This window comes from Gordonia pseudamarae, from assembly GCF_025273675.1.
GTDB lineage: Bacteria > Actinomycetota > Actinomycetes > Mycobacteriales > Mycobacteriaceae > Gordonia > Gordonia pseudamarae.
Genome location: NZ_CP045809.1, coordinates 5,036,887 through 5,061,974 on the forward strand (window position 1 = coordinate 5,036,887; position 25,088 = coordinate 5,061,974).

Genomic DNA, 25,088 nt, shown 5'->3' on the forward strand with positions numbered 1-25,088 from the left:
CGCTACACCTCTACTAGGACTCGGGCTGGTCCCGAGACTCGGGCTGGGCGGGAGCGGACTGCTCGTCCGGCGTCTCCGGCGATATGCCGTAGCCGTTCTCCTCCGAGTCGTTGGACTCGCGGGCCGACTCCCATGTGCTCCGGTCCACTTTACGCAACACCAACTTCCCGTAGGGAAATCCGAGCAGGTAGAGAGGACCTTTGTACCCGGTGCGGGTCTTGCGCAACTCGGCCCGATAGATCAGATCGCCCAGTCCTCCGGGGGTGACCACCCCACCGGTGCGGGTCGGGGTGATCACGTACTGGTTGGCGTTCCACGGCCCGACGCCACTCTCGTCGTAGTACAGCCGATCACCGATCACCCGTGCGTTCGACGGTACCGCCGACGTCGGCGTGAACGACGGCCCGCCGGTGACCACCGTGCTCAGCTTGTAGAACCCGGACTCGATCTTCGCCGCCGCCGGACCGGCACCTGCCGCGATACCACCGAACACCACCGCCCCCACTACGACGCCCGCCACGGACTTCCCCACCCATTGCTTCGTCATGACCGGGAAGTGTAGCGGTCGTCATAGTCGATATGAAGCCGCGCTCAGCGGACCTTGCGCAGGATCATGTCACCGGCGGGGATACCTCCGTAGTTGTACACGACCCCCCTGTAGCCGTAGCGGGTCTTCTTGAGCTCGATGCGGCTGAACCACTGCGATGCCGGATCGGTGGTGAAGTACGAGGCCGTACCCCCGGACCTCGTCGGCTTGATCTTGTAGCTGTACAGATTCCACGGACCGACGCCCCAGTAGTCCCAGAACAACGTCGAACCCACCATCCGGGCGTTCGACTCCGGAGAAGGGATCACGCCGTACGCGAGGGTGTGCATCCGGTAACGGCCCTGTTCGATCTTCGCCTCGGCCGATCCGCCGCCGACCGCGATACCCGACATGGCGGCCGCACCGACCAGTGCCCCCGCCACCCACTTACGTACCTGATATTTCGCCATGAATATGGAAGCTAGCGTGTCCGACCGGATGACACCCGGTCTGGCGACACCGCAACCGTTGTCAGGACACCCACCCGGCGCGCCCGCCCGTGACGACCGCCACCCGGGTCACGACCGCTACTTCGGCTCAAGCACCTCGGTGCCGACGAACCTGGCCAGTTCGGGCGGCAGCACCACCGAACCGTCGGGCTGCTGGTGGTTCTCCAGGATCGCCACCAGCCAGCGGGTGGTGGCGAGGGTGCCGTTGAGAGTGGCCGCAACCTGCGGTTTTCCGTTGTCATCGCGGTACCGGATGGACAGCCGTCGCGCCTGGAAGGTGGTGCAGTTGGAGGTCGAGGTCAGCTCGCGGTAGGTGTTCTGGGTCGGTACCCACGCCTCACAGTCGAACTTGCGCGACGCCGACGATCCGAGATCGCCGCCGGCGACATCGATCACCCGGTACGGTACGTCGATTGCGGCGAGCATTTCCCGCTCCCACCCGAGCAACCGACTATGTTCGGCCTCGGCGTCCTCGGGTTTGCAATAGATGAAGCCCTCGACCTTGTCGAACTGGTGGACGCGGATGATGCCACGGGTGTCCTTGCCGTAGCTGCCTGCCTCGCGGCGGAAACAGGTCGACCAGCCCGCGTACCGTTTGGGGCCGTCGGACAGGTCGAGGATCTCGTCCATGTGGTAACCCGCCAGCGGCACCTCGGAAGTGCCGACGAGGTACAGGTCATCCTCGGGCAGGTGGTAGATCTCGGCCGAATGGGCTCCGAGGAAGCCTGTTCCGCCCATTACCTCGGGCCGCACCAGCACCGGCGGCACCATCAGCGTGAAGTCGTTGGCGACGGCCTTCGCGGCGGCCATGTTGAGCAGACCCAGCTGCAACAACGCACCCTGACCGGTGAGGAAGTAGAAGCGCGAGCCCGACACCTTGGTACCGCGCTTCATGTCGATCAGGCCGAGCGACTCGCCGAGCTCGAGGTGATCCTTCGGCTCGTCGATCCGCCGCGGTTCGCCGACGTGCTCGAGGACGATGTAGTCGTCCTCGCCACCGGCGGGGGCTTCGTCGGCGACGATGTTGGAGATCGACCGGTGCGCGGCCTCCGACGCCTCGCCGGCCTCGTTCTGCCTGGCGACGGCCGCTTTGACCTGGTCGGCGAGTTCCTTGCCACGGGCCAGCAGCGCGGTCTTCTCCTCGCCGGCGGCCTTGCCGACCTGCCTGCCGAGGGCCTTCTGTTCGGCGCGAAGCGTGTCGGCCTCCACGATCGCCTGTCTACGGGTCACGTCGGCGCTGAGCAGCGCGTCGACCAGTCCCTCGTCCTCGCCGCGTTTGCGCTGCGAGGCACGGACCAGGTCGGGATTGTCGCGAAGAATCTTGAGGTCGATCACGGAAGAAAACACTACCGGCCTGCCGGTTCCCGGTGGGTGTCGCCTCACCGGCACACGTCCTGGCCGCGCACCTGGGCGCCTTCGCGCTCCGATCGTGCGGGTCGCCGCTCCGGAGTATTCGGGGTCGCAGTCCGTCGTACTTCTGGGTAGCAGCGCGCCGGACAGGCATGATGGACGGTGATGAACGACCGAGACGAAGACCGTGACCCGACCGGTGCGGACGGAACCGACCGGGTCGACACCGACCCCGACGGCGCGTCACCGGACGCCCCCGCGGCCGATGGTGCCCCGACCGGCGGCGACACGACCGGCGGCGACCCGGCGGGCGCTCCCACCGCAGACGATGACGTCGATGACGCCAGCGACGCCGGAAGCCCGGACACCGGGGACGACCCCACCCCAGGCCCGGACAACCACGACCCCGACACCGACACCGACACGCACGACACCGACAAGCAGGACACCGACAACTGGGTCGACGCCGACGACGAGACCATGGTGATACCCGCCGTCGACGACGAATCCCACAGGCTGGCCTACGCCCGGGTCCTGGGTGACGACGAACCCGGGTCCGGTGCCCGACAAGATGACGCCCGACAAGACGACGGCCGACCCGAGCACGAACCCCGGCGCGGAACATCAGCGAATCCGTTGCGGGTGGTCCTGGCCGCGGCGGTGATCGGCGCGCTGATCGCCGGTGCGATCGCGATCGCCGTGGGTGTGGGGGACAGCGGCGATGTGGGCAACACCGGCATCGGCAGCACGGAGAAGCTCGCCAAGAACGCGTTCACCGAGTCCGTGTCGGGCGACTGCCTCGACTGGGCGGCCGGCGATCCCGGAAACCCCACGAAGGTCGACTGCGACCTGCGGCATCGTTTCGAGGTCGCCGACCGGCTCGACACCGCGCTACTGCCTGGTTCGGAGTTCGGTGAGTCCGCGACATGGCCGGGCCCCCAGCGGTTCGCGCAGATCCGCGACGAACAGTGCGCGGTGATCGTTGACCGTTACCTGAGCGGCAAGCGCGACCCGTACGGCCGTTTCTCGGTCAGCATGATGTTCCCGTCGCAGGTGCAGTGGGACAAGGGGGCGCGTGAGTTGCGCTGCGGTCTGCAACAGACCGGCCCCGACGGTCAGCCCGCCCAGTTCGCCGGGCGTGTGGACGCCCAGGACCAGTCGTTCAAGTGGGCTCCGGGCACCTGCATCGGTATCGACGCCGCGCGCAAGCCGACCGTCGAGGTGGACTGCACCGAAAAGCACGCCTTCCAGACCACCGGCACGGTCGACATGGCGGTCAAGTTCGGTGACCGGCTGTCGCGGCGGCCCTGGCCGTCGAAGGAAGAGCAGAACGCGTTCCTGGCGTCGGTGTGTCCCGGGCAGGCGCAGCGGTTCATGGGCGGCAAGGAGAAACTGGAGGCCACCACGCTGAACACGCAGTGGTCGGTGATCCTGGAACCCAGTTGGCTGGCCGGCAGTCGCACCGCCATCTGCTACATCGGTCTGCCCGATCGGGGAGGCTTCGCCACGCTCGTCGGCGACGCCCGCGAAACGTTGCTGATCAACGGCAAGTTGCCGGTCCCGCCACCGCAGGCACCGCCGGGCCGGGCGCTGCCCACGCCGGTGCCGCTGCCGGGCGGCTACGACGCCAACGACGTCGAAGTCCCCGCTCCGGGAGGGTGAGGCGATGCCGGTTGTGATGTCCGACGATGAATTCGACGGGCTGGTCTCGGACGCGCTCGACCAGGTGCCCGCCGAGTTGTCCGCCGAGATGTCGAACGTGGTGATCCTGGTGGAACCCGAGAACGATGAGGATCCGCACATCCTGGGGCTGTATTCGGGGATCGCACTCACCGAACGCACCCACGACTACGGCGGGTTCCTGCCCGACACCATCACCATCTACCGCGATCCGATCCTCGGCATGTGTCACACCCGCCAGGAGGTGGCGCATGAGGTGGTGGTGACGGTGATGCACGAGATCGCCCACCATTTCGGTATCGACGACCACTGGCTGCACGCGAACGGCTGGGGATGACAGCGGCCTACCGCTTACCGAGAATATAACTGTAACGTCGTCGGTATGACTACTGTTTCAGTGATCACCGGTGCCGGCGGCATGGGCGTGCCCACCGCCCGGAATCTCCGTTCGGACAACCACATCGTCCTGTTCGACAACTCGCAAGAGCGCCTGGACGCAGCCGTCGCGGACCTCGGCGGCGCCGAATCGGGCGACCGCACGGTCACCGCCGTGCTCGGTGATGTCACCGACCGCACCGCGGTCGACGGCCTGTTCGCGACGGCCACCGGGATCGGTCCGATTGCGTCGGTGGTACACACCGCCGGTGTCAGCCCCAGCATGGGCGCCGCCGAGTTCGTCACCCGGATCAACGCGCTGGGCACCGTCAACGTCGCCGAGGCGCTGCTCGCACTGGACTCCGGTGCGATCGCCGACGGTGCGGCCATCGTGAACGTGGCCTCCATGGCCGCCCATCTGGTGCCGGCCGAACTCATCCCCGAGAAGCTGTTCCCGGGCGCGCTGACCGACCCGGAAGGGTTCATCACCGCACTGCTGGAGGTGTACTCACCTTTCCCCGCAGAAGCGCATTCGGGTTTCGCGTACGCGGTGAGCAAGGGTTTCGTGAAGTGGTACTCATGGGCGCAGGCCGAACGCTTCACCGCCGCCGGTATCCGGATCGTCTCGGTGTCACCGGGATCGGTCGACACCGAGATGGGCAGGCTCGAAGCCGAATCCGGCGCCGGCGCGCTGGTGGAGGGGGCCAACATCCCGCGCTGGGGCACCGCACAGGAGATGGCCGATCTGTTCACCTACTGCGTCAGTGACAAAGCCGGATACCTCACCGGTACCGACATTCTCAACGACGGCGGGGTCGTCGCCTCGATGCGCGCCCGGGCCGCGGACGCCGCCCGGTAGTAGCGCGCCGTTCCGGCGGCCTCCGCCGGTTGCGGTGCGGGCCCTGCCCCCGACTACCCCATCGGCTCGACGACCAGCGGTTCGTCATTGCGGCCGAACGGGGCGGGGGTGGCGCCCCAGCGTTTACAGACCCAGACGCCCGCCTCCGTGTACTCGATCTCGATGGAGCCGGTGTTGCGCAGATGTGTTGCGGCGGCGAATTTCCGGTCGATTCCGGTGAGGTGGGAGGCGATCAGCCGGATCGCGGCGCCGTGGCTGACGACGTACACGTCACGCTGGTCGGAACCGGTGAGGTGGGTGGCGACGAGGTGATCGATGACCGGAAGGTACCGGCCGTGCACCATCGTCAGCGATTCCCCGCCCGGTATCCGGGCATCCGCGTCCCCGGCATACCAACGGTTGACGACGTCGGTGAACACGCCGTGCGCTTCCTCGTCGTGGCGTGACTCGAGCTCCCCGACCTGCACCTCGTGAATACCGTCGACGGCGACGGGGTCGATATCCCACACCGACGCGATGGCCTCGGCGGTCTCCACCGCGCGGCGGGCCACCGAGCTGACCAGTACCGGCTCGCCGGCGGGCCGATTGTCGAACCCGAATCGAACACCCTGCCGCACACCGAAATCAGTGAGTGAATCGCCGGGTAGCGCGGTGTCGAGCCGGTGCATCACATTGGCGGTGGTCTCACCGTGCCGGATCAGGTGCAGTGTTGCCATCTACCTCTCCCCTCGCATCAGTCCGGCGTACCACCCGACACTGTCGGCGGTGTCCGGGGGCTGCGCCCCGACCGGCACCTCGGCGGGCCAGGAACCCAGGTACACAACGGATTCAGCGGTGCGATACAGCGCGCGCAGGGCCTCGCCCACGGCGTCGTCGCGGATGTGGCCGACGGCGTCGAGATAGAAGCGGTACTGCCCGACATACGTCCGTCCGGCCGCCAGGTCGCGCCTCGGCCGGGATTCGATCCGAGTCAGATCCAGCTTGCGGGTGGCGAATTCGTTCATCGCCTGCATCAGGCTGCCCGGCTCGTTGGGCAGATCGAGGATAACCGCGGTGCGGTCGGCCCCGGTCGGTTCGGGCGGCGGTGCCGGGTGGCCGATCAGCAGAAACCTCGTGACCGCGTCCTGGGCGTCGGCGACGCCGTCGGCGAGCACCGTCAGGCCGTGGAGTCCGGCGGCGAGTCCGGTGGTGACGGCGGCATCGGCCCGACCCTCCACAACATCGATCGCCGCACCGGAATTGGACGACGCGACAACGAAAGAGGCGTTGGGATATAGCTTTTCGATGCTGATCCGCACCTGGGCCGAGGCCACCGGATAGGCGGCGACGCGACGCACCCGTTCGGGTGCGATCGGCGACGCGGCGGCCACCGTGAACGCGATCGGCAGACTCACCTCCGCGAACACCTGGACATGGCGTCCGCCGACGGGCATCAACGCGTCCATCGTCGCGGGCACCGACCCCTCGAGCGAACTCTCGATGGGCACACATCCGTAGTCGGCTTCGCCCGAGCGCACCATGGCGATGGTGGCGGCGGGACTCGACGCGGCTACGGTGGTCACGTCGCCGGTCAGCACAGGGCCGTCCTGGCGAGGGAGGCGGTCGGTCAGCAGCCGCTGCAACGCCATCTCGGTGAAGGTACCGGCGGGACCGAAGTAGGCGATAACAGGCACCACCCAAGATTACCGGCCACCGGCGAGCGGTCCGCGCGGCTCAGGAGTCCTTGTGACCGAATATTGGCATTGACTGGCCCTACAGCTCCGGCTTAGGTTAGGGTTGCCTTATTGATCCGCACCACACCCGGTCCGAGGAGCACTCATGACGCAAACGGTCACCAGTCGGCCATCCCACGCCGAGCTCATCGTCACCGCATGTCGCCGGGTCACCGATGCCATGCTCGCCGTCGAGGGTACCGACCCGACCCCCCTCTCCGTGGTGCACCTGTTCGAATCACAGGCCTTTATCCTCGCCCCCACCGACGGCGACGCCATGCACGCCGTCCACGAGGCAGACGGCCTGGCCGCAATGCTCGAAATCACCGACTGCGCCCCCATCGACCTGCGTGAACGCGTCCGCTCGCTGATCTGGCTCAACGGTAACCTGTTCCCCGTGCCCGCCGAACTCGAACGCGACCTGGCCATCGAGATCGCCGTCGAGCATCCCGACGACGGCCTGCTCGACGTCGGTCACGGCCACTCGTTGCTCCGGCTGCAGATCAATTCCGCCGTCATCGCCACCGGGTCCGGCGCCGCCTCCGTGGCCGCGACAGAGCTCGCCACCGCCACCCCCGACCCGTTCTGGGAATACGAGAACGACTGGATCGCCCACCTCGACGCCGACCACGCCGACATGGTCGGCCAGTTCGCCCGCAAGCTCCCGAGCCACCTCCGCACCGGCCGTGTCCGGCCCCTCGGCCTCGACCGCTTCGGCATCCGCTTCCGCATCGAAGGGCCCGACGGCGACAACGACGTCCGCCTCGCCTTCCCACGCCCGGTCAGTGACGTCCACGAGTTGTCGCACGCACTGCGCGGCCTGGCCGGCTGTCCCTTCATCAACAGCCTGCCCGAATAGGGTTCGCGGCCGACAGGCACGCACAACCGGATCAGTAACGTGGCGCTCATGCGTGCGCGGCTTCACCTGATCCTGCACCCCCCGGACCGGCCGGGCATCGATGTGGTCACCGACCGGACCGCACGTCGGGGCATCGTCATCGAGCTGGTGATCGTCGGGATCCTCACGTTCGGATTCTCCGCGCTGTCGGCGGCGCTGTCGCTGCTCGAGGCGCAACTGACCGGTGGGATCAGCGACACCACCGTCGCACTCAACCCGGCCACCTCCGACCACGCCGCCATCGACGCCCTCCGGCAGACCATGCGGGCGGTCCGCCTGTTCGCGATCGCCGCACTCGGCGGTTACCTGCTGTGGCGTGGCGGCCTGTTGCGCAAGGTGGGCCTCGGCCGGGGGCCCCGGACATCGGATATCCCCGCGGGCCTGGCCCTGGCCGCCGTGGTGGGCCTGCCGGGGCTGGCACTCGTCGCCGTCGCGCGACTGCTCGGCATCAACGCGAGCCTGGTGCCCGCCGAAACCGACGGCCTGTGGTGGCGCTGGCCGCTGCTGATTCTCATCGCCATCGGGAACGGCGCCGCCGAGGAGATCGTGGTGGTCGCCTACTTCATCACCCGCCTCCGGCAGCTCGGCCTCACCGCCAACTCGTCACTGGCCTGCAGCGCCGCGCTGCGCGGCGGATACCACCTGTACCAGGGCCTCGGCGCCGGGATCGGCAACGCGATCATGGGCCTGGTCTTCGGCCGCTGGTTCCAACTCACCGACCGGGTGTGGCCGCTGGTCGTCGCCCATTCGGTGATGGACATCGTCGCGTTCGTCGGCTATGCCCTGCTGCACGACCACCTGTCATCGTGGGTCGGCTGACGGGCACTGTCGTCGGTCGGATGTGTGCCATCACGGCACTTGCGCGATCGTGATGCGTAGATTTGGTCGGATGGATGGGAACGAACCGCCGAGGAGACGTCGCCGAGGGACCGAACCCCCGGCACCGCCGCACGGGTACGACCCACACCACATGCCCCAGTCGCCCCCGGCCCACGGGCCCAACGGCCGCAACCGGCACGCCGCACCGTCGGCGCAGGACTCGCGACCGTCCCGACCCGATGCGCACCCCCGGCAACAGGCGCCGGGATTCGCCGACGGCCCCCTGCAGCAGCGCCGGCCCGTCACGCCGCCGACCCCGGCACCGGTACCCCATCTCAACCCGCGGGACCGGCAACCGGCACCCGCGCGGCACACCCCGCAGCAACCCCCGCCCGACCGGTCACCCACGATGCACGTCCCGTCCCCCGGCGGCAACCAGGGCGATCATCGGCCGCTGGCCTATTCGCATATACCCGACCAGCCCGGCGTCCCCGATCCCCGGGACGGCCACGGAGCGCGGCCGGGGGTCATTCCCGCGCAACCGCACCGGATGCCACCCCAGCAGCATCCTCAGCACCTCGCGCCCCCAGTCGGTGCGCCCGCACACGCCGACCCCCGCCACGCCGCCGACCGGCGACGTTTTCCCGCCAACCCGTTCCGGCGTTCCCCCGGCCGCAAACTCCGCCTCGGACGCATCGCCCTCGTCGTGGTGATCGCCCTGGTCGTCGGGACGATCGGGGGCGTCTTCTACTTCGACAACAAGCTGCACCGGGTCGATGCCCTCGCGTCCTACGCCGGCCGGCCCGGACCCACTCCCGGCACCACGTGGCTGATCGTCGGCACCGATTCCCGCGCCGACCTGTCCCAGGCCGACAAGGACCGCCTCGCCACCGGCGACGGTGACGGGTCGCGCACCGACACCATCATGCTGGTGCACAAGCCGCCGAGCGGTTCACCGATGATCATCTCGATCCCCCGCGACCTGTACGTGGAGATCCCCGGCAACGGGCAGCACAAGATCAACGCCGCATTCAACTTCGGCGGGCCCAAGCTGCTGGCGCGGACGGTCGAGCAGCTCACCGGGCTGCGGCTGGACCACTACGGCGAGGTGGGCTTCGGCGGATTCGCCGACCTCGTCGACGCCGTCGGCGACGTCAACATCTGCATCGATCAGTCGTTGAACGACCCCAAGGCCGGATTGCGGCTGAAGAAGGGCTGCCACGACCTCAACGGCACACAGGCACTCGGACTGGTGCGAACCCGCGCGTTCCCCAACGCCGACCTCGAACGTGTGGTCAATCAGCGAAAGTTCCTCTCCGCACTGATGTCCAAAGCCACCAGTCCCGGGGTGGTGCTCAATCCGTTCCGGCTCGTGCCGTTCGTGAACGGCGCCGTCGATTCACTGACCGTCGACAAGAACGATCACATCTGGAATCTCGTCGGGCTCGCCGTCGCGCTGCGCGGCGATCCAACTACCACGACCACCCCCAACGCGGGCTCCCAATATACCGGCGACGGCGATTCACTCATGGTGGGTTCGAACACAGAGGAGTTCTTCGGCTACCTGCGTGCGGGAAAGCCGATTCCGGATTCGCTCATCGAAAACAACGGTGGCGCAATCGAATAGGTACATATCGCTGGTCAGACGATAACTGAGGCTAACCTAATTAAATGCGGCCGGGGGAAAGGCTGGCCTCACTATTGTTAGGCTGACTTTGGATGCGTAAATAGATTCTTTGGTCCTAAAATGGCCACCATGACTGAGCTGATCGACAACACCGTACGCACCAAGTTCCACGACCTCCTGAACGAGCAGATCGCCAACGAATTCTCCGCCTCGCAGCAATACATCGCGGTCGCCGTCTACTACGACAACATCGACATGCCGCAACTGGCCCGCCACTTCTACCGGCAGGCCGTCGAAGAGCGCAATCACGCGATGATGATCCTGCAGTACTTCCTCGACCGCGACATGAGCATCGACCTCCCCGGCATCGAAGCGCCGCGTTCTGAGTTCGACAACTACAAGGCACCCATCGACCTGGCCCTGGCCCAGGAGAAGCGGGTCACCCAGCAGATCGTCGATCTGGCCCGCGCCGCCCGCGACAACGGCGACTACCTCGGCGAGCAGTTCATGCAGTGGTTCCTCAAGGAGCAGGTCGAGGAGGTCGCCACCATGACCACCCTGCAGACCATCGCCGAACGCGCCAACGGCAACCTGTTCGACCTGGAGAATTTCGTCGAGCGCGAGTTCGGAGCCGCCGAAAGCGTCGATGCGACCGCACCTGCCGCCGCCGGCGGAGCGATCTGACCCGCGCCAACGATCGGTGATCCGGGCACGCTCGACGCAGCCGGCTCAGCACGCACCCACGTGCGGCGTCGCGTCCCGACCCTCACCACGCGCACAGCGGGGCGACCACAACCTGTGGTCGCCCCGCTGTCGTCCGTTCGTTCGCCGTCTGTGTCGTTCTCCGCCGGCCCCGGTCAGCGCAACGTGACCTGACGACCCCGGATACCGTCGCGTGAACGTCGCTGCGCCGGGGTCAGCTCGGCGGTCTCGGCCAGTGCCTGCACCAGATGCGCGTCGAAGGCGTTGAGGCCCTCCGTCCACTCGTCGGGGTGACGTTCGGCGTCGAGGTCGAAGACCGGCACCAGCAGTCCGTGCGTGCGGAACGAGCCGGCGAACCGCGAGCCCTCGCCCAGAGTCAGATGCCCGGCCGCGTGCACCCGCGCCAGCGCGCTCATCAGCTCGTCCTCCGGTTCGGGTCGCACCCAACGCAGATGCGCGCGGTCACCGGCGTCGACCCACCATGGAGCGCCGATGCCACTGCTATTGGTCAGCCGCGCCGTCGGCAGGATGGTGTCGTTGGCGCGCTGGAGCATCTGCCCCACCTCCGGCGGAACCGCCGCGCCAGGGTTGAGCCACCACCCGAAATCGTTGTGCACCGTGATGTCGAGGACGGCGTCGGCCACCAGCAGCTCGGTCAGCGGTGCGGGAGACTCGACCGGCGCATAGTCGGCGCCGACCTCGGCCGTCGCCGCCCAGGTGAGCGCCGAGGCCAGCGCGATCGCCACATCGGCCGGCTCCGGATCGGTCTGGGTGGCGACGAAAGCCTGTGGCGCACCATCGGTTTCACGCACCAGACCGGGAACCGCGCCGGGCAGAACGGTGCCGAGCAGCACACTGCGGCCATCGGCCGGGGTGCTCGCGAGTTGCAGGGCCGCGGACGCCGAGGCGACGAACGCCCGCAGCGCGACCAGATCGCATTCGGCGGCCAGGCCCTCGAACGGACGGGCCGGCGGTGCCGGCTCCGCCTCCTGCCGCGCCTTGCGGGCGGCCACCCGCTCGGCCCGATTGCTCCCCGGACGTGGTCCGCTTCCGCGCTTGCTCTTCTTCGCCATGGCTCTACCTTGGCAGACGGTGCGCGCGCCGAGCGTGTCCGGTCCCCGGGTCGGGGGCGGCAGTGGCGAGACGCCGCTGTCGGCCTACGGGGTTTCGAGGCCCGTCGCCAACGCTCCTCACACGTCAACCAGCGGAAAGGGTGCTTGCAGCCAGGGCGCCCTAAACGCCGACCAGCCAGTCGCGCACCTGGGCCGGCCTGTTGGTGGCGACCCAGCGGACGCCGAGTTCGGCGCACAGCTCGACGTCGGCGAGCTCGTCGACGGTCCAGCAGTAGGTGACCCGCCCGGCAGCCGCCGCCCGGTCGACCAGTTCGGGATGCAGGCGCAGCGTGTCGATGGACGGCCCGATGCCGGTCGCGCCGACCGCGGTGGCGGCACTGCCGCGCAGGACGCGGGAGGTTTCGCCGAGCAGGATGGTCGGCAGCATCGGGGCATTGCGACGAATGCGCCACACCCCGGCCGAGGAGAACGAGATGATGACCGCGCGGCTGTGGTCCGCCGACGGCGGGGTGGCCACACCGAACTCCTGCAACGTCTCCAGGATCGTCTGCTCCACAAGGCTGCCGTAGCGGACGGGATGTTTGGTCTCGATGAACAGCCGCACCGGCCGCCGCCAGTCGAGGGTGAGCGAGAGGAGTTCGCGGAGCGTGAGCACCTGGGCCGGTTTGCCCTCGGGATGCCAACTGCCGAAGTCGAACTCGCGCAGCTGCGCCAGTGACATCTCGCTGACGACCCCGGTGCCGTCGGAGGTGCGGTCGACGGTGCGGTCGTGGACGCAGACCAGCTGATGGTCGCTGGTCATCCGGACATCGCATTCGAGACCGTCGGCCCCCTGCGCGAGGGCGAGTTCGTAGGCCGCCAAGGTGTGTTCGGGGGCTTCGCGCGATGAACCGCGATGGGCGACCACCGCGGGCTTACCCGACCGGGAGACGCGACCGACGACACCACTGCTACTCATCGACACCCGATCGCCGTGTGACCCGAACCCGCCGTGATCATTGTTGCCCCACCTGCACCCATCGGCGATCCGGCGCGGTCTCACGCCGCTCGCCGTCGAGGGCGCCGATCAGCCGGGGCAGCGCCCACCACACGAAACCGGCGGACAGCAACGCGCTGATGATGGTCAGCCACAGACCGTCGGCGCCGGTCTGCAGGGATTCGGACCGGCTCGCCACAAACCGGGTGCACAGCGCGGCGACGGCGGCGATGTTGACGACGACCCACGCCGCCGCGGTACGCCGGGCGACCTCCCCGGCGCGCGCCTGGTCGATGTCGTCGCGCTGGGTGATCAGTTCACGGAACAGGACGGGCGCACCGACGAGGTTGACCAGCGGGACCGCCGCATACACCGCGATCTGCCAGGGTTTGCGCGGGTCGAGCCGGTGATGCCGGCGGTAGGCGTGCGCCCGTGCGTGGCGCAGCCAGCCGACCACGGCCACCGCGGCGGCGGCGAAGAAGCCGAGCGCGATCACCCCGGCCGCCCACACCAGGACGATCGACAGGGTGTCGAGCCAGGAGGCGATGGGCGTGCTCCGGTTGATCGCGAGCAGCACATAGCGCACCAGGTGCGCACCGGCGGTGACGGCCAGCGCGATGGCTGTGGCGCGCAGCGTCGCCACCAGTGCGCCGCCGCGGCCGCGGGCCGGATCGGAGCTGTCCTCGTTCACCGCCGGCCGGTCGTACAGACCCCAGGCCGGCAGATAGGTATACCGCGGAATCGGCCGCGCATCCGGCAGCGGCGCCGGCCGGGGCGGCGGAAATGTCTCGGGTGGGCGGCGGGCGACCCAACGCACGTGCGGGCTGCGATACATGCGGGGCGCGTTCGACTGCCTGGACGCGGCGGGCCGGACGGCCGGGCCGGACTGGGACACAGGACCGGACTGGGACACAGGACCGGGGCGGGCGCCACCGGAAGCCTCGCCCCGGGCGTCGACGACGCGCAGCGGCCCACCGCACCGCGGGCAGACGAGGCGTCCTGGTTTATGCGGCGCCTGGATGCGGCACCTGGGGCACAGATCGATCATCGGCCCGACTCGACAGGCTTCCCGTTCTGCACCCACGACAGCATGCCACCGGCGACCCCGCTGCCCTCGTAGCCGTTGCGGACCAGGTACTCCAGCACCCGCTGCGACCTGCCGCCGGAATGGCAGATGACGAACAGTTCGGCGTCGGGGTCGATCTCGTCGAGGCGGGCGGCGACCTCGGTGAGCGGGATGTGGAGCGCGCCGCACACGTGGCCTGCGTCCCACTCATCGTATTCGCGCACGTCCAGCATCAATCGATCGGACTGACCGGTGAAGTCGTCCGGCAATTGCGTGACCGCGATCTCGGGGATGTCGAACATGCTCACAAAGTCCATGGTGTCATAGCCGTGGGTACCGGCGGGGCGGTATCTGTGCGGGCTGTGTACGCACGGTCGGCCACCCTGTGGATGGATCGGCACCGGTGCCGATCCATCCCTCCGCCATGGGCCGCGCCCCGGCTCCCGCCGACACCCGGGATTCGCTGGTCAGGCCAGGTCGACACCGCTATGCAAAGCATCATAATTTTATGCACAGACCCGGGATGCACAGCACGCGCTGTTATGCAGAAAGCGCTTATCAACCTGTGGATAACGCTGTGGAATTGTGGATAACAACTGCACAATCGTGCCAATATGTGATGCAGATCACCGATAATCGCCGACGGGCCGTCAGAAAGTTCACGAAATTGAACGCATGGCCGATCCACAGTTGTTGACAGATCTGTGGATAACTTGGGGAACGGTGTTAGCGGAACCGTGTCGCGGGTAGCGTTTCGACCGCTTGCACGGCACCGGTGACCACACTCCGCGTCAACGACGCCACCGAGACCTGGCCGCCCGCGAGCCTGGCCAGCAGCGGTTTGGGGGCGTCGATCGGCACGATCTCGGCATCGGGATAGCGTTCGGCGATCACCGACCGCACCACCCCGATCCCGTCGACGATGCCCAATTCCACCGCCTGTGTGCCGATCCAGATATCCCCGCTGTACAGCACGTCGCCGGACCCGCGAAGCCGTGTGCCGCGGCGCTGGGATACCCACGCCTTGAACTCCTCGTGCAGCCTGCCCTGCAACCCCGACACCCATGCGATGTCCTCGTCGGACTCCGGTGAGAACATGTCCATCCGCGCCTTGTTCTTGCCCGCGGTGTACAGCCTGCGCTCGATCCCGAGCCGCGACATCAGATCCTGCAGCCCGAAGCCCGAGGACACCACGCCGATCGACCCTACGAGGGAGGTCCGGGCGGCGAAGATCTCGTCGGCGGCGCACGCGATCCAATAGCCGCCGGAAGCCGCCATGTCCTCACAGAACGCGAAGACCTTGACGCCCTTCTCCGCCGACAGCTGCCGGATGCGTTCGGCGATGTACTCCGACTGCGCCGGCGAACCCCCGGGCGAATTGATCACCACGGCGACGGCCCTGAGGTTGTCGCTGTCGAAGGCCCGGCGCAGCACCGATTCCATACCCTCCGCCGACACGCCCCGCTGCCCGAACTCGTCACCGATCGGCCCGTCCACCCGGACCACCGCCACGACGTCGGTCTTGCCGATCCCCAACACGGTCGCCATCCGCGACATCAGTCCGCTGCCCATTCGGCCGAGTCTAGGGTGTCCGCCGGCCGGCCCCGGATGAACTCCCGCAGCCGCTGCACCTCGATGTCGAGTCCGGCGCGCTGCGACCGGGTGGGCTCGCCGAACAGTTCCACCGACGGCTCCCGGCCACCGGCCGCGGTCCACGTGCCCGACAACCAGCCGTCGATGAGGATCAACCCGCGCATCTGGCCGTTCGGGGTCCCGATCGCCTTCAGCGCGTCCTCCCCGGCCACCCGCCGGCGGTCCGCCGCGGCCGCGACGACATGGTCATAGGGCGCCAGCAACCGGACCGGGGCGGGCTCGTCGGCGGCGGCCAGGCCCAATCCGTCCAGATCGTAAAGCGTTTCGCCGTCCGGGCCGGTCAGCTTCGCCAACTCCCAGTCCGCCTCCATCTTTTCCACCAGCGGCTTGAGCCCGCTGATCCCCGACCACATCTGGATCGCCGCGACCGTCGCCGGACCGAACCCCCGCAGATACAGTCGCACCAGCTCGCAGCGCGCCTCGTCGCCGGTGAGAGCGGGAGCACCGGCACCCGCCCAGTCGTCGAACAGGCTGTAGGTGGGCGAACCGCTCCCCGCCCAGAGCCCGCGCGGGGGCACCTGCACCAGCGGCAGAGCACACCGCACCACCCTGGTGAGGATCACCGGCGCCTCCTCCGGAAACCGCTGCGCCAGGCGTTTACCCAGGTCATCGCCACGGATCGGGCCGTCGGCCAAGATCTCGCCGGCCGCCTCGACGATTGCCTGCGGGGTGGCCGCGACCAGCCGCCTGGCGTGGGTTCCGGTGAGTTCGGCGTCGAGCGCGGGCTGCACCACCGGCCTGATCCACCGCGCGTCCTCGGTGTCGAGCAGGCAGACCGTGCTGCGCAGCAACGCCATCCGCACCGTCTCGCGATCGGTCATCAGAGTGTCGAGTTCGGCCGGGACGAAGTTCTCCAGCCGGGCGTGCAGGCCGAAGAACGCGGCCCTGGGGTCCTGCGACTGCATCCCCACGACCCGGTCCAGCACCTCGACGGCGTCGTCATCGACGCGAGCCAGCAGATGCTGACGCTGCAGCAGTGTCCGATTCCACTGCCGCAGACCGATCCGATCGCTCACGCGGGATACTTCAGGCCGGTCGACGCATGACAGCGATAACCGTTCGGGTTTTTCGCCAGGTATTGCTGGTGATAGTCCTCGGCGTAATAGAACCGGCCGTCCCGGCATTTCCCGTCGCTCCGCTCGCCCCCGGCCTCGGCGAGCGGCGCGATCTCGGTGGTGATCGGACCCAGACCCGCGTCGGCGACAACCTGGGCGAACCGCCGGGCGCTCTGCCGCACCAGGTCCGCGTCCGCGTCCGTCACCGTGAAGACGGCCGAACGGTACTGGGTACCGACATCGTTGCCCTGTCGCATCTCCTGGGTCGGGTCGTGCGACTCCCAGAACACCCGCAGGATCCCCTCGAGGTCGACTACACCCGGATCGAAAACCACGAGAGTCGACTCGGTGTGCCCGGTGCGGGCCGTGCACACCTCCTCGTAACTCGGGTTGGGGGTGTAGCCACCGGCATAGCCGACGGCGGTGGTGTACACGCCCGGCACCTGCCAGAAGATCTCCTCGACGCCCCAGAAACAGCCGCCGGCGAGTACCACCGCCTGATAACCGGGAAACCTGCCGATACCGGCCGACGACTCCGGGTCCTCCCCGCGCAGCGGGTGACCGAGCACCACGTGGGAGGCCGGCACGGCGACCGGGGTGGTGCGGCCGGGCAGCGCCTGGGACCGGTCGATCATCGTCCGCTTCGACGATGTGCCGGGAAATACCTGATCGAGCCACGACATGGGGACAACTCTACGCGCGAGTCCGGAACCCGGACTTGTGTGACCATTGCCACTCGTGTTTGAATCGCGACTGTGATTGCAGTCACGATGCGATCGCGTTGCACAGCCCCCGGTGTTCGGAAACCTATATTCGGAACCTGATCACCCCGCCGAGTACGAGCGGCGCACAAGCAAGCATGGTCGGCACGCAGGCCGACGCCAGAGATTTGGGACGGAGAGGCCATGGCCACGCACGCGACGACGCGTCACCCCCAGCCACGCCGGACCCGACCCGCGCGGGCCGCGTCCGGTGTCTACGAGACCGCATCCCCGCACGCACCACGAACCGTCGACCTTCCCGTGGTGATCGACAGCATCGGCAACCGCTGTCGCGTCACCGGCCTGACGATCATCGCGCTCCTCGCCGTCGTGGTCGCCCTTGCTCTTCTGTGATCCTGCTCTGCTGTGATCCAGCTCTTCGCCGATCGCCGGGCCGTATGTCATCACCCATACGAGTAGATTGGCCCTGGGAATATTGCTTACACCTCACGCACTGAGTAAGTGTGAAGTAACCCGCAAGCACGGTTACGTGCTGGGCCACTACGCCGACCCGGCGTGGGAGCAGCTCAACAAACCCCGTCAGAGAGGACCATCGTGGCTGAATACACCTTGCCGGAACTGGACTATGACTACGGCGCCCTGGAGCCCCACATCTCCGGTCGTATCATGGAACTGCACCACAGCAAGCACCATGCCACCTACGTGAAGGGTGCCAACGACACCCTCGCCAAGCTCGCCGAAGCCCGCGAAGACGGCACCATCGCCGGCAAGGCCTACGGACTGTCGGCCACCCTCGCCTTCCACCTCGGCGGCCACACCAACCACTCCATCTTCTGGAAGAACCTCTCGCCCAACGGTGGCGACAAGCCCGAAGGTGAACTGGCCGCCGCCATCGACGACCAGTTCGGCAGCTTCGACAAGTTCCACGCCCACTTCACCGCCGCCGCCACCACCCTGCAGGGCTCCGGCTGGGCGATCCTCGGCTACGACACGATCGGTGGAAACCTGGTCGTCCTGCAGCTCACCGACCAGAGCGGCAACATCCCGGCCGCGATCATCCCGATCGTCATGCTCGACATGTGGGAGCACGCTTTCTACCTCGACTACCAGAACGTCAAGCCCGACTACGTCAAGGCCTGGTGGAACATCGTCAACTGGGCGGACGCCGCCGAGCGCTTCGACCGTGCCCGCTCACAGGGCAACGGTCTGATCGTGAGTGTTTAATGCGTCGGGCCTGAACTGTTGAGGCTCGCCTGGGCGACCGAACATGTGGTCGTCGTGGCAATAGCCTCGTGCTTTGCAGCCGCTTGCCTTGGGAACTGCCGGTCACCGTTGGGTGACCGGCAGTTTCTTTCGATATAGGTCTCTGGGTGTCCTGGTTTCGGCTTAGGTTCTGGACATGACACTGTCACTCGCCATGATCACCATCGACACCGCCGACGCCCTCCCCCTCGCCCGCTGGTGGGCCGAACAGACCGGCGGCAGCATCGTCGCCGAGAACGAGGGCTGGTTCGTCACCGTGGCCCTCGGCGACGGGCAACCGATGCTCGCCTTCCAGCAGGTGGAGGATCCGACACCGGGCAAGAACCGAATCCACCTCGATGTCACCACCGCCGACCGCGAGACCGAGGTGCGGCGGCTCATCGCCGCCGGGGCCACGCTCATCGCCGAACGGGAGATGCCCGGGTTGTCGTGGACGACGCTCGCCGACCCCAACGGCAACCAGTTCTGCGTGGCCGATGCCGCCGACCACTCGTAGCCGGAACGGCCCGCCGCATCGGTGCCGCAAGCGACCTATGCCAAGACGACCACATGTTTGGTCGCCCAGGCGGGTTGAGTTTGTGGGCCCGTCCCCTGTCTGGACGACCGACTGAGCCGGGCGAGGAACGAGCCCGCGTGAAGGAGGGAGGAAGACAGGGGGTCAAGGGCTCACAAACTCAACCCGCCACATTAGAGCAGGATCGTCGCGACGACGGCGCCGACGCACGCAAGGAACACGATCACCAGGATCGCCGCATCCAGGCGGCCCGGCCTCGACTCATAGGCGGTGAGTCGGCCGGTGCCGCCGCGGGCGGTGATCGCCTCGGCCATCTCCGAACTGCGCCGCAACGCCGACGACATCGCGCTGGTGATCATGTCGAGGATGCCCATCTGAGCGGAGGGATGATCTGCGTCGGGCGGAGCCTTGGGCCGCAGCCGGTGCACCGCCCGCAGGATGCGCATCTCCTCGATGAGCAGCGGCAGGCCGCGCAGGCACAGCGCGATCGCCACCGCCCACTCATCGACCGGCATCCGCAGCCTGCGCAACGGGCTCATCAGCTTGGCCAGCGCGGGCGCGATCTCGGCCATCGGCGTCGTCCAGATCACCAGCACCGAACTGGCCACCAGAACCAGACCGAGGGCGGTCGCGCGCAGAAACACGATAAGGCCGGCCCATCCGGCAACGGTCGAGTTCATCGCCGCGCCGATCGCGATCAGCCCCCAGAACCACCACGGCGGCCGGGGGATCGCGCCGAGCGGGATGCTCGCGATCAGTGCGGTGATCACCACGACGGCCGCCACCAGCCCCAGGGCGGGCCACGACGGCAGCACCCAGGTGAGGATGCCCAGCGCCAGCACGACGATCAGTTTGGTGCCCGCCCACAGTCGGTGCACGATCGAGTCGCCGGGTACCCGGCGTAACGGAACGGTCCGCATCGTCATGCTCGACAACCCCTTTGGCTCCCGGTCGAAGACCGCTCTCGACTCCCGGTCGAAGACCGCTCTCGACTCCCGGTCGAAGACCGCTCTCGGCTTGTGGTCACTGTCGGAGTCCTCTCGTGTCCGGTCCGGCATGTTCGGGTTGCAGCGAGCCGGAGGCCAGCACGACCCGGCGGTTGCAGACCCGCGCCAGGCCGTCATAGTCGTGCGAGATGATGACGATCGTCTGCCCGCCCCGGCGCAGATGTTCGAGCAGCGACACGATCTCCTCCCGCGCGTACGGGTCGAGACCGGCGAGCGGTTCGTCGAGGATCAGCACCTTCGGTTTGCGGGCGATGAGACCGGCCAGCACCACCCGGCGCATCTGGCCGCCGCTGAGCGAGTCGGTGTGCCGGGCGGCCATCGCCCGCGGCAGCCCGACGAGGTCGAGCACCCGGCCCACCTCGGTGGTGCCGACGTCGAGTCCGCCCGCCGCCATGATCTCGTCGCCCACGTTGGCTCGCTGCAGTTGCAGCCGGGCGTGCTGGAAGCCGAGTCCGACCTCGCCCACGTGTTTGCCGATGGGTTCTCCGTCGAGTTCGCAGGTGCCGGACCCCGGTTCGAGCAGGCCCGCCATCAGCCAGGCCAGGGTCGTCTTGCCGGAGCCGTTGCCGCCGACGATCAGCAGCCCGTCACCGGCATCGACCCGCAACGACACCTCGTTCAGGGCGTGCACCTGCCACGGCGAGCCGGGCAGATAGGTGTAGCTGACCCGATCGAGCGCGAGCATCGGGCGCGTCCACCCGGTGTACGGTCCGGTGTCGGGGTGCGACGCCTGCCCGAGGTCGTGGCCGGGCGATGCGGCATCGCGCGGAATCCACTCCGGGGGGGGCGCGACGACCCTGCCCTGATCCAGGTGGACCACTCTGTCGGCGGCCGCCGCCTCGGCACCGCGATGGGTGATGAGGACGACGGTCATGCCGTATCGGTCGGGCAATCCGGCGAGCAGTTCGAGAATGTCGTCGCGGCCGCCGGGATCGACCATCGAGGTGACCTCGTCGGCGATGAGCAGCCGCGGCCGCCGTGCGAGCGCCGCGGCAACCGCGAGGCGCTGCTGCTGGCCGCCCGACAGATCCGATGTCTCCCGCTGACCGAAACCGGCGAGCCCGACCTCGGCGAGCAGTCCCTCGACGTCGACGTCGGTGTCGGCGGGCAGTCCCCAGACGAGGTCGTCGGCGACGCGGGAGCCGAGCATCTGCGACTCGGGCCGCTGCAACACCATCGCCGTCCCACCGTGGCGGCCCAGCCCCGGCAGTCCGGGCCGGTGCACGGAACCGCTTGTGGGCGGCCGGCCGGCGATGATCTTGACCAGCGTCGATTTGCCGGATCCGTTGGCGCCGACGATGGCCACGAACTCCCCCGGGTCCAACCGCAGGTCGACGCCGGACAGCACGAGCGGGCCGTTCTCGCGGTAGGCGAAGTCGATCCCGGAGACCACCAGCGGCAACGGCGCGATATCCCCGCCCGTCGCCGACGCGGGCCCCTGGTCCAGGGTGTCCTCGGCCGGGACGTCGGCGAGCCGGTCGATGACCGCACCCAGCACCCACCAGGCGACGACAATGGACACCGCGGTTCCCAGGGTGCCCGAAATCCAGATCCAGGCCCACCAGTAGTCGACGGCGTTGCGGGTGAGGCCGTTGACGAAGTCCTCGGTTCCCTGCAGGCCGGGGATCCTGCCGACCCAGTTGCCCAGACCGTCGAGGCTGTTCTGCATGGCCGTGAGCATCAGCTCACGCAGCGGTGTGAGAATCCACAGCAGCACCACCGTCAGGCCGGCGATCAGCGGTGAGGCGATGAGCGTGAGCAGCGCGACCGTCGGCAGTCCGCGGCCGCGGCGTTTGGTGTCGCCGACGATGCCCGCGATGATCGCCGAGATGAACACACCCGACGCCGCGCCCGTCCCGGCCATCGCGAATGTGACGCCGGTGGTGGCGACACCGGCCGCGATCAACGCGCGCGGGCGGGTCCGGGCGGCGACCACCGCGAGTGGGACTGGCGCGAGCAGTCCGACAGCGGTGGCCACCGGGATGACGGCCGCGATCACCACCGCGGCGACGGTGACGCCACCGAAGATCGCCACCGAGGCGATCTCCATCGGACGTAGGGGCTGGCTTTTCTGCACCCGACCAGTGTGCCTTCCTTCTCAGAATGGTGCCGTCGGCAGGTCGGGCCCGACCTGCCGACGGCACCATTCTGTAAACACTGCGTGTTTGGCTTGTGGCCGGACTGGGACAAGACGATTCTGGTGTGACGGTTCGTGTGGAAGGAGTTGTGCGATGTCTTCTATTCCCATAGGCCTCACGCCTTTTCATGAGGCTGGGCAGTTGAACGGAATCCTGATCTCGGGTCGCTGGCCCGCGTCGACGCTGGAGTGGACGCAAACGCTGGTGGCGTCGGTGCGCATCGCGTGCCGGCCCGGTCTTCTCAGCACGACCACGATTTTCGGTGTGGTGGAGGACCGTCCCGCCGACGCCGAGCCGGATGCGGTCGGGATGATGCTGGCGGTGGGCAATGTCATCGACGAGAAGTTCCTGGAGGCGGGCCGGTTTCTGCACAATCCACCGGCACTGCTGATGCTGCATCCGCCGTCGCACACACGGCCGTCGTTGCCGGAGTGCTCGGATGTGGCGTCGGGGTGCGTGCTGCTGCCGGGGCTGCCCGAGCTGGGGCTGGAACATCGAGCCGGCTGGGCGGAGGCCGAGGCCGACGGCACCGTGGTGACGCTGCGCAATCAGGTGGGCATCGACCCCGGCTCGGACCCGGACACGGCGGTACTGGCAATGCTGTTGGCCGCCTGACCAGGTACAACGACGGCCAATTACCGTAAGCCCTACCGTAACTCGGAAGTCAGGACACCCGAACTTTAGGATTCATGCCTCCTACCTGCGGTGATTCGGCCATTCCATCTGTTGCGCCGCCAGGTTAGGTCTGGCTAACCTGGACATCGTGATTGCTGCCCTGCTCCTGAGCTTCGGCGTGATCTTCGTTGCCGAACTCGGCGACAAGTCACAGCTGATGGCGATGACCTACGCCCTGCGCTACCGCTGGTGGGTGGTGCTCCTGGCCATCACCGTCGCCACCACCGCCGTACACGCGGTGTCGGTGTTCTTCGGCCACTTTCTGGGTATGTCGATCCCCACCGACCTGCTGTCGATCCTCGCCGGCCTGGCGATGATCGTGTTCGGGCTGTGGACCATCCGGGGCGACAGCCTCGATGACGACGAATCCCAGCGGGCCACGCGCGTGGGCGCCTCGGTGTTCCTCGCCGTGATGTCGTCCTTCTTCCTGGCCGAGCTCGGCGACAAGACGATGCTCGCCACCATCACCCTAGCCACCGACAACGACTGGCTGGGCATCTGGATCGGCTCCACGCTCGGCATGGTCGCCGCGGACGCGCTCGCGATCGCCGTGGGAGCGCTGCTCGGGAAACATCTGCCCGAACGCACCATCGCGGCGGGTGCCGCCGTGCTGTTCTTCGCCTTCGGCGTATGGCTGCTCATCGAGGGACTGACCGGCGCGTCCACGGTCACCGTCATCGCCACGCTGTCGGCTACGGTGGCGATCGTCGGCATCGGCGTGGCCTACATCTTCCGCATCCTGCGGGCGCCGGTCAGCCCGTCGGCCCCATCGATGCCTGCTGATCGATAGATGCCTGCTGATCGATCGCGATGATCCGCGACAGCCGCACGAGCGGCACCGCGTCGGCATCGATTCCCTCGCCCTCGGCGGGCAGCATGTCCCGGACGTCGCCGGTCGTCCGGCCGTAGTGGATGTAGGAGTCGACGGCGTCATACACCATCGTGACGCGGGTGTCGTCGTCGGCGATCTCGAAATCCTCCGACAGGTAGGGGCTCAGCTGGGTGAGCGCATCGCGCGTTTCGACGATCCGCCGGTGATAACGCTCGGTCGCCGACTGCTTGCCGGGTGCGGGTAGCACCACCTCGGGCACCGCACCGGTGACCAGCTTCCACAGCGGAACCAACTCGGCGTCGTCACGGGTGCGCCGGCGCTCGGACCGATACGCCTGCCACCGGCCGTACAGCATCGGATAGCAGATCCCCATCAGGAACAGCACCACGCCCACGACCGCGGTGACCTGGCTGAATCGCATCAGCCACGGCACCTGCGCCAACGAGGTCATCCCGAACACGACGAACAGGATCTGAGCCACCGAGCTGAGCGCCAACAACGCCAGGCCGAACACCAGCATCGTCAACGACACCTTCAGATAGCCGTCGGCCGTCCGGAGAAACTGCCGGATACTCCGAATGCACGAGATAAAACCGTATCCGAGATAGAAGCTGGCGATCAGAAAGAACAGACCGAACGCGATATTCTGCGCGTTCCATTGGGCGAGGTCCTTGGTCCGCAGATTCAGCGGTGTGATGAGCATCGTGACCTGCAGGCCGATCAGCGACAGCACCAGGGGCACGGCCTCGAAACCGATCCTGCGTGTGCGCGTGTCCCCCGGCGTCGGGAAGAAGAACACCATGATCAGCGCCGCAACACCCAGCGAGAGCATCGCGTAGAAGACGACGCGCGCGGCTCCGGTGAAGGTCAGCGTATCGATCGCCTCGACAACGTCGCCGTTCGCCGTGACGAAGGCGATGACCAGGGCCGCGATGGACACGGTCAACGCAATGGCCTGAAATCCACCGCCGTATTTTCTGATCTGATCCAGACGCCAACAAAATACGACGGAGAAAACCACAAGGGCGATGGTGTTGAAAATCCCGACTGAAACCAC

At 67.7% G+C, this 25,088-nt stretch carries 27 protein-coding genes; 12 read left to right on the forward strand and 15 right to left on the reverse strand.

All coding sequences use genetic code 11. The annotated features are described in order from the left end of the window. Nucleotides 1-13: 13 nt before the first annotated feature. The 3 genes from GII31_RS22010 to serS all read right to left on the reverse strand — a co-directional run bounded on the left by GII31_RS22010 (nucleotide 14) and on the right by serS (nucleotide 2,370). Nucleotides 14-547: a hypothetical protein gene (locus tag GII31_RS22010; protein WP_213245513.1), complete on the reverse strand. Its 534-nt coding sequence runs from the start codon at nucleotides 545-547 to the stop codon at nucleotides 14-16. A gap of 44 nt (nucleotides 548-591) precedes the next feature. Continuing rightward, nucleotides 592-996, reverse strand: coding sequence for a hypothetical protein (locus tag GII31_RS22015; RefSeq protein WP_213245515.1), 405 nt, complete (start codon nucleotides 994-996; stop codon nucleotides 592-594). A gap of 117 nt (nucleotides 997-1,113) precedes the next feature. After that, on the reverse strand, nucleotides 1,114-2,370 hold the full coding sequence (gene serS / locus GII31_RS22020) for a serine--tRNA ligase (RefSeq protein WP_213245517.1): 1,257 nt from the start codon (nucleotides 2,368-2,370) through the stop codon (nucleotides 1,114-1,116). A gap of 495 nt (nucleotides 2,371-2,865) precedes the next feature. Here serS and GII31_RS22025 point away from each other — a divergent pair, with 495 nt between their 5' ends. From GII31_RS22025 to GII31_RS22035, 3 genes are read left to right on the forward strand one after another with little or no spacing between them, the layout of a single operon-like run. Beyond that, a complete protein-coding gene (locus tag GII31_RS22025; protein ID WP_213250881.1) occupies nucleotides 2,866-4,047 on the forward strand; it encodes a septum formation family protein in 1,182 nt (393 codons plus the stop codon). A 4-nt stretch (nucleotides 4,048-4,051) separates the two neighbouring features. Further along, a complete protein-coding gene (locus GII31_RS22030; protein ID WP_213245519.1) occupies nucleotides 4,052-4,402 on the forward strand; it encodes a metallopeptidase family protein in 351 nt (116 codons plus the stop codon). Between the two features lie 45 nt (nucleotides 4,403-4,447). Beyond that, nucleotides 4,448-5,299 carry an SDR family oxidoreductase gene (locus tag GII31_RS22035; protein WP_213245521.1) on the forward strand — a complete coding sequence of 284 codons (852 nt, stop codon included), beginning with the start codon at nucleotides 4,448-4,450 and terminating at the stop codon, nucleotides 5,297-5,299. 53 nt (nucleotides 5,300-5,352) lie between these two features. On the opposite strand, the gene GII31_RS22040 is transcribed toward GII31_RS22035, so the two are convergent. Then, a complete protein-coding gene (locus GII31_RS22040) occupies nucleotides 5,353-6,015 on the reverse strand; it encodes a histidine phosphatase family protein (RefSeq protein ID WP_260840197.1) in 663 nt (220 codons plus the stop codon). After that, nucleotides 6,016-6,972 (reverse strand): prephenate dehydratase, encoded by a 957-nt coding sequence (gene pheA, locus GII31_RS22045; protein WP_260840198.1) that lies wholly within the window; start codon nucleotides 6,970-6,972, stop codon nucleotides 6,016-6,018. A 145-nt stretch (nucleotides 6,973-7,117) separates the two neighbouring features. On the opposite strand from pheA, the gene GII31_RS22050 reads away from it, so the two are divergent. From GII31_RS22050 to GII31_RS22065, 4 genes are all read left to right on the forward strand, one after another. After that, nucleotides 7,118-7,870 (forward strand): DUF2470 domain-containing protein, encoded by a 753-nt coding sequence (locus GII31_RS22050; RefSeq protein WP_213245525.1) that lies wholly within the window; start codon nucleotides 7,118-7,120, stop codon nucleotides 7,868-7,870. 48 nt (nucleotides 7,871-7,918) lie between these two features. Next, nucleotides 7,919-8,728 carry a CPBP family intramembrane glutamic endopeptidase gene (locus tag GII31_RS22055; RefSeq protein WP_213245527.1) on the forward strand — a complete coding sequence of 270 codons (810 nt, stop codon included), beginning with the start codon at nucleotides 7,919-7,921 and terminating at the stop codon, nucleotides 8,726-8,728. Nucleotides 8,729-8,879: 151 nt separating this feature from the next. Beyond that, on the forward strand, nucleotides 8,880-10,355 hold the full coding sequence (locus tag GII31_RS22060) for an LCP family protein (protein ID WP_246222004.1): 1,476 nt from the start codon (nucleotides 8,880-8,882) through the stop codon (nucleotides 10,353-10,355). Nucleotides 10,356-10,475: 120 nt separating this feature from the next. Beyond that, complete coding sequence (locus tag GII31_RS22065) at nucleotides 10,476-11,039, forward strand: ferritin (protein ID WP_213245529.1); 564 nt, start codon at nucleotides 10,476-10,478, stop codon at nucleotides 11,037-11,039. A 173-nt stretch (nucleotides 11,040-11,212) separates the two neighbouring features. On the opposite strand, the gene GII31_RS22070 is transcribed toward GII31_RS22065, so the two are convergent. From GII31_RS22070 to msrA, 7 genes are all read right to left on the reverse strand, one after another. Further along, nucleotides 11,213-12,130, reverse strand: a complete 918-nt coding sequence (locus tag GII31_RS22070) for a DUF5926 family protein (protein ID WP_213245531.1) — start codon at nucleotides 12,128-12,130, stop codon at nucleotides 11,213-11,215. Between the two features lie 160 nt (nucleotides 12,131-12,290). Next, nucleotides 12,291-13,088: a glycerophosphodiester phosphodiesterase gene (locus GII31_RS22075; protein ID WP_213245533.1), complete on the reverse strand. Its 798-nt coding sequence runs from the start codon at nucleotides 13,086-13,088 to the stop codon at nucleotides 12,291-12,293. A gap of 37 nt (nucleotides 13,089-13,125) precedes the next feature. Continuing rightward, entirely contained in the window at nucleotides 13,126-14,154 is a 1,029-nt protein-coding gene (locus GII31_RS22080) for a DUF4328 domain-containing protein (protein ID WP_213245535.1), read from the reverse strand. Then, nucleotides 14,151-14,474 carry a rhodanese-like domain-containing protein gene (locus tag GII31_RS22085; protein ID WP_213250885.1) on the reverse strand — a complete coding sequence of 108 codons (324 nt, stop codon included), beginning with the start codon at nucleotides 14,472-14,474 and terminating at the stop codon, nucleotides 14,151-14,153. The genes GII31_RS22080 and GII31_RS22085 overlap by 4 nt, the downstream gene beginning before the upstream one ends. A 424-nt stretch (nucleotides 14,475-14,898) precedes the next feature. Further along, nucleotides 14,899-15,744, reverse strand: a complete 846-nt coding sequence (locus tag GII31_RS22090) for a S49 family peptidase (RefSeq protein WP_246222006.1) — start codon at nucleotides 15,742-15,744, stop codon at nucleotides 14,899-14,901. After that, entirely contained in the window at nucleotides 15,729-16,841 is a 1,113-nt protein-coding gene (locus GII31_RS22095; RefSeq protein WP_213245537.1) for a winged helix DNA-binding domain-containing protein, read from the reverse strand. The genes GII31_RS22090 and GII31_RS22095 overlap by 16 nt, the downstream gene beginning before the upstream one ends. Next, a complete protein-coding gene (gene msrA / locus GII31_RS22100; protein ID WP_213245539.1) occupies nucleotides 16,838-17,563 on the reverse strand; it encodes a peptide-methionine (S)-S-oxide reductase MsrA in 726 nt (241 codons plus the stop codon). Before msrA ends, GII31_RS22095 begins: the two co-directional genes overlap by 4 nt. Before the next feature lie 222 nt (nucleotides 17,564-17,785). Here msrA and GII31_RS22105 point away from each other — a divergent pair, with 222 nt between their 5' ends. From GII31_RS22105 to GII31_RS22115, 3 genes are all read left to right on the forward strand, one after another. Continuing rightward, nucleotides 17,786-17,995, forward strand: a complete 210-nt coding sequence (locus GII31_RS22105; protein ID WP_213245541.1) for a hypothetical protein — start codon at nucleotides 17,786-17,788, stop codon at nucleotides 17,993-17,995. Between the two features lie 201 nt (nucleotides 17,996-18,196). Next, a complete protein-coding gene (locus GII31_RS22110) occupies nucleotides 18,197-18,826 on the forward strand; it encodes a superoxide dismutase (protein WP_213245543.1) in 630 nt (209 codons plus the stop codon). 175 nt (nucleotides 18,827-19,001) lie between these two features. Continuing rightward, nucleotides 19,002-19,361 (forward strand): VOC family protein, encoded by a 360-nt coding sequence (locus tag GII31_RS22115; protein WP_260840199.1) that lies wholly within the window; start codon nucleotides 19,002-19,004, stop codon nucleotides 19,359-19,361. A 191-nt stretch (nucleotides 19,362-19,552) separates the two neighbouring features. On the opposite strand, the gene GII31_RS22120 is transcribed toward GII31_RS22115, so the two are convergent. Continuing rightward, complete coding sequence (locus GII31_RS22120; RefSeq protein WP_260840200.1) at nucleotides 19,553-20,305, reverse strand: energy-coupling factor transporter transmembrane component T family protein; 753 nt, start codon at nucleotides 20,303-20,305, stop codon at nucleotides 19,553-19,555. Between the two features lie 97 nt (nucleotides 20,306-20,402). After that, nucleotides 20,403-22,436, reverse strand: coding sequence for an ABC transporter ATP-binding protein (locus GII31_RS22125; RefSeq protein WP_213250889.1), 2,034 nt, complete (start codon nucleotides 22,434-22,436; stop codon nucleotides 20,403-20,405). Between the two features lie 181 nt (nucleotides 22,437-22,617). On the opposite strand from GII31_RS22125, the gene GII31_RS22130 reads away from it, so the two are divergent. Both GII31_RS22130 and GII31_RS22135 read left to right on the forward strand, forming a co-directional pair. Further along, a complete protein-coding gene (locus tag GII31_RS22130; RefSeq protein ID WP_213245549.1) occupies nucleotides 22,618-23,139 on the forward strand; it encodes a peptidase in 522 nt (173 codons plus the stop codon). Nucleotides 23,140-23,287: 148 nt separating this feature from the next. Continuing rightward, nucleotides 23,288-23,989: a TMEM165/GDT1 family protein gene (locus GII31_RS22135; RefSeq protein WP_213245550.1), complete on the forward strand. Its 702-nt coding sequence runs from the start codon at nucleotides 23,288-23,290 to the stop codon at nucleotides 23,987-23,989. On the opposite strand, the gene GII31_RS22140 is transcribed toward GII31_RS22135, so the two are convergent. Continuing rightward, entirely contained in the window at nucleotides 23,952-25,088 is a 1,137-nt protein-coding gene (locus tag GII31_RS22140) for an MAB_1171c family putative transporter (protein ID WP_213245552.1), read from the reverse strand. The genes GII31_RS22135 and GII31_RS22140 overlap by 38 nt on opposite strands.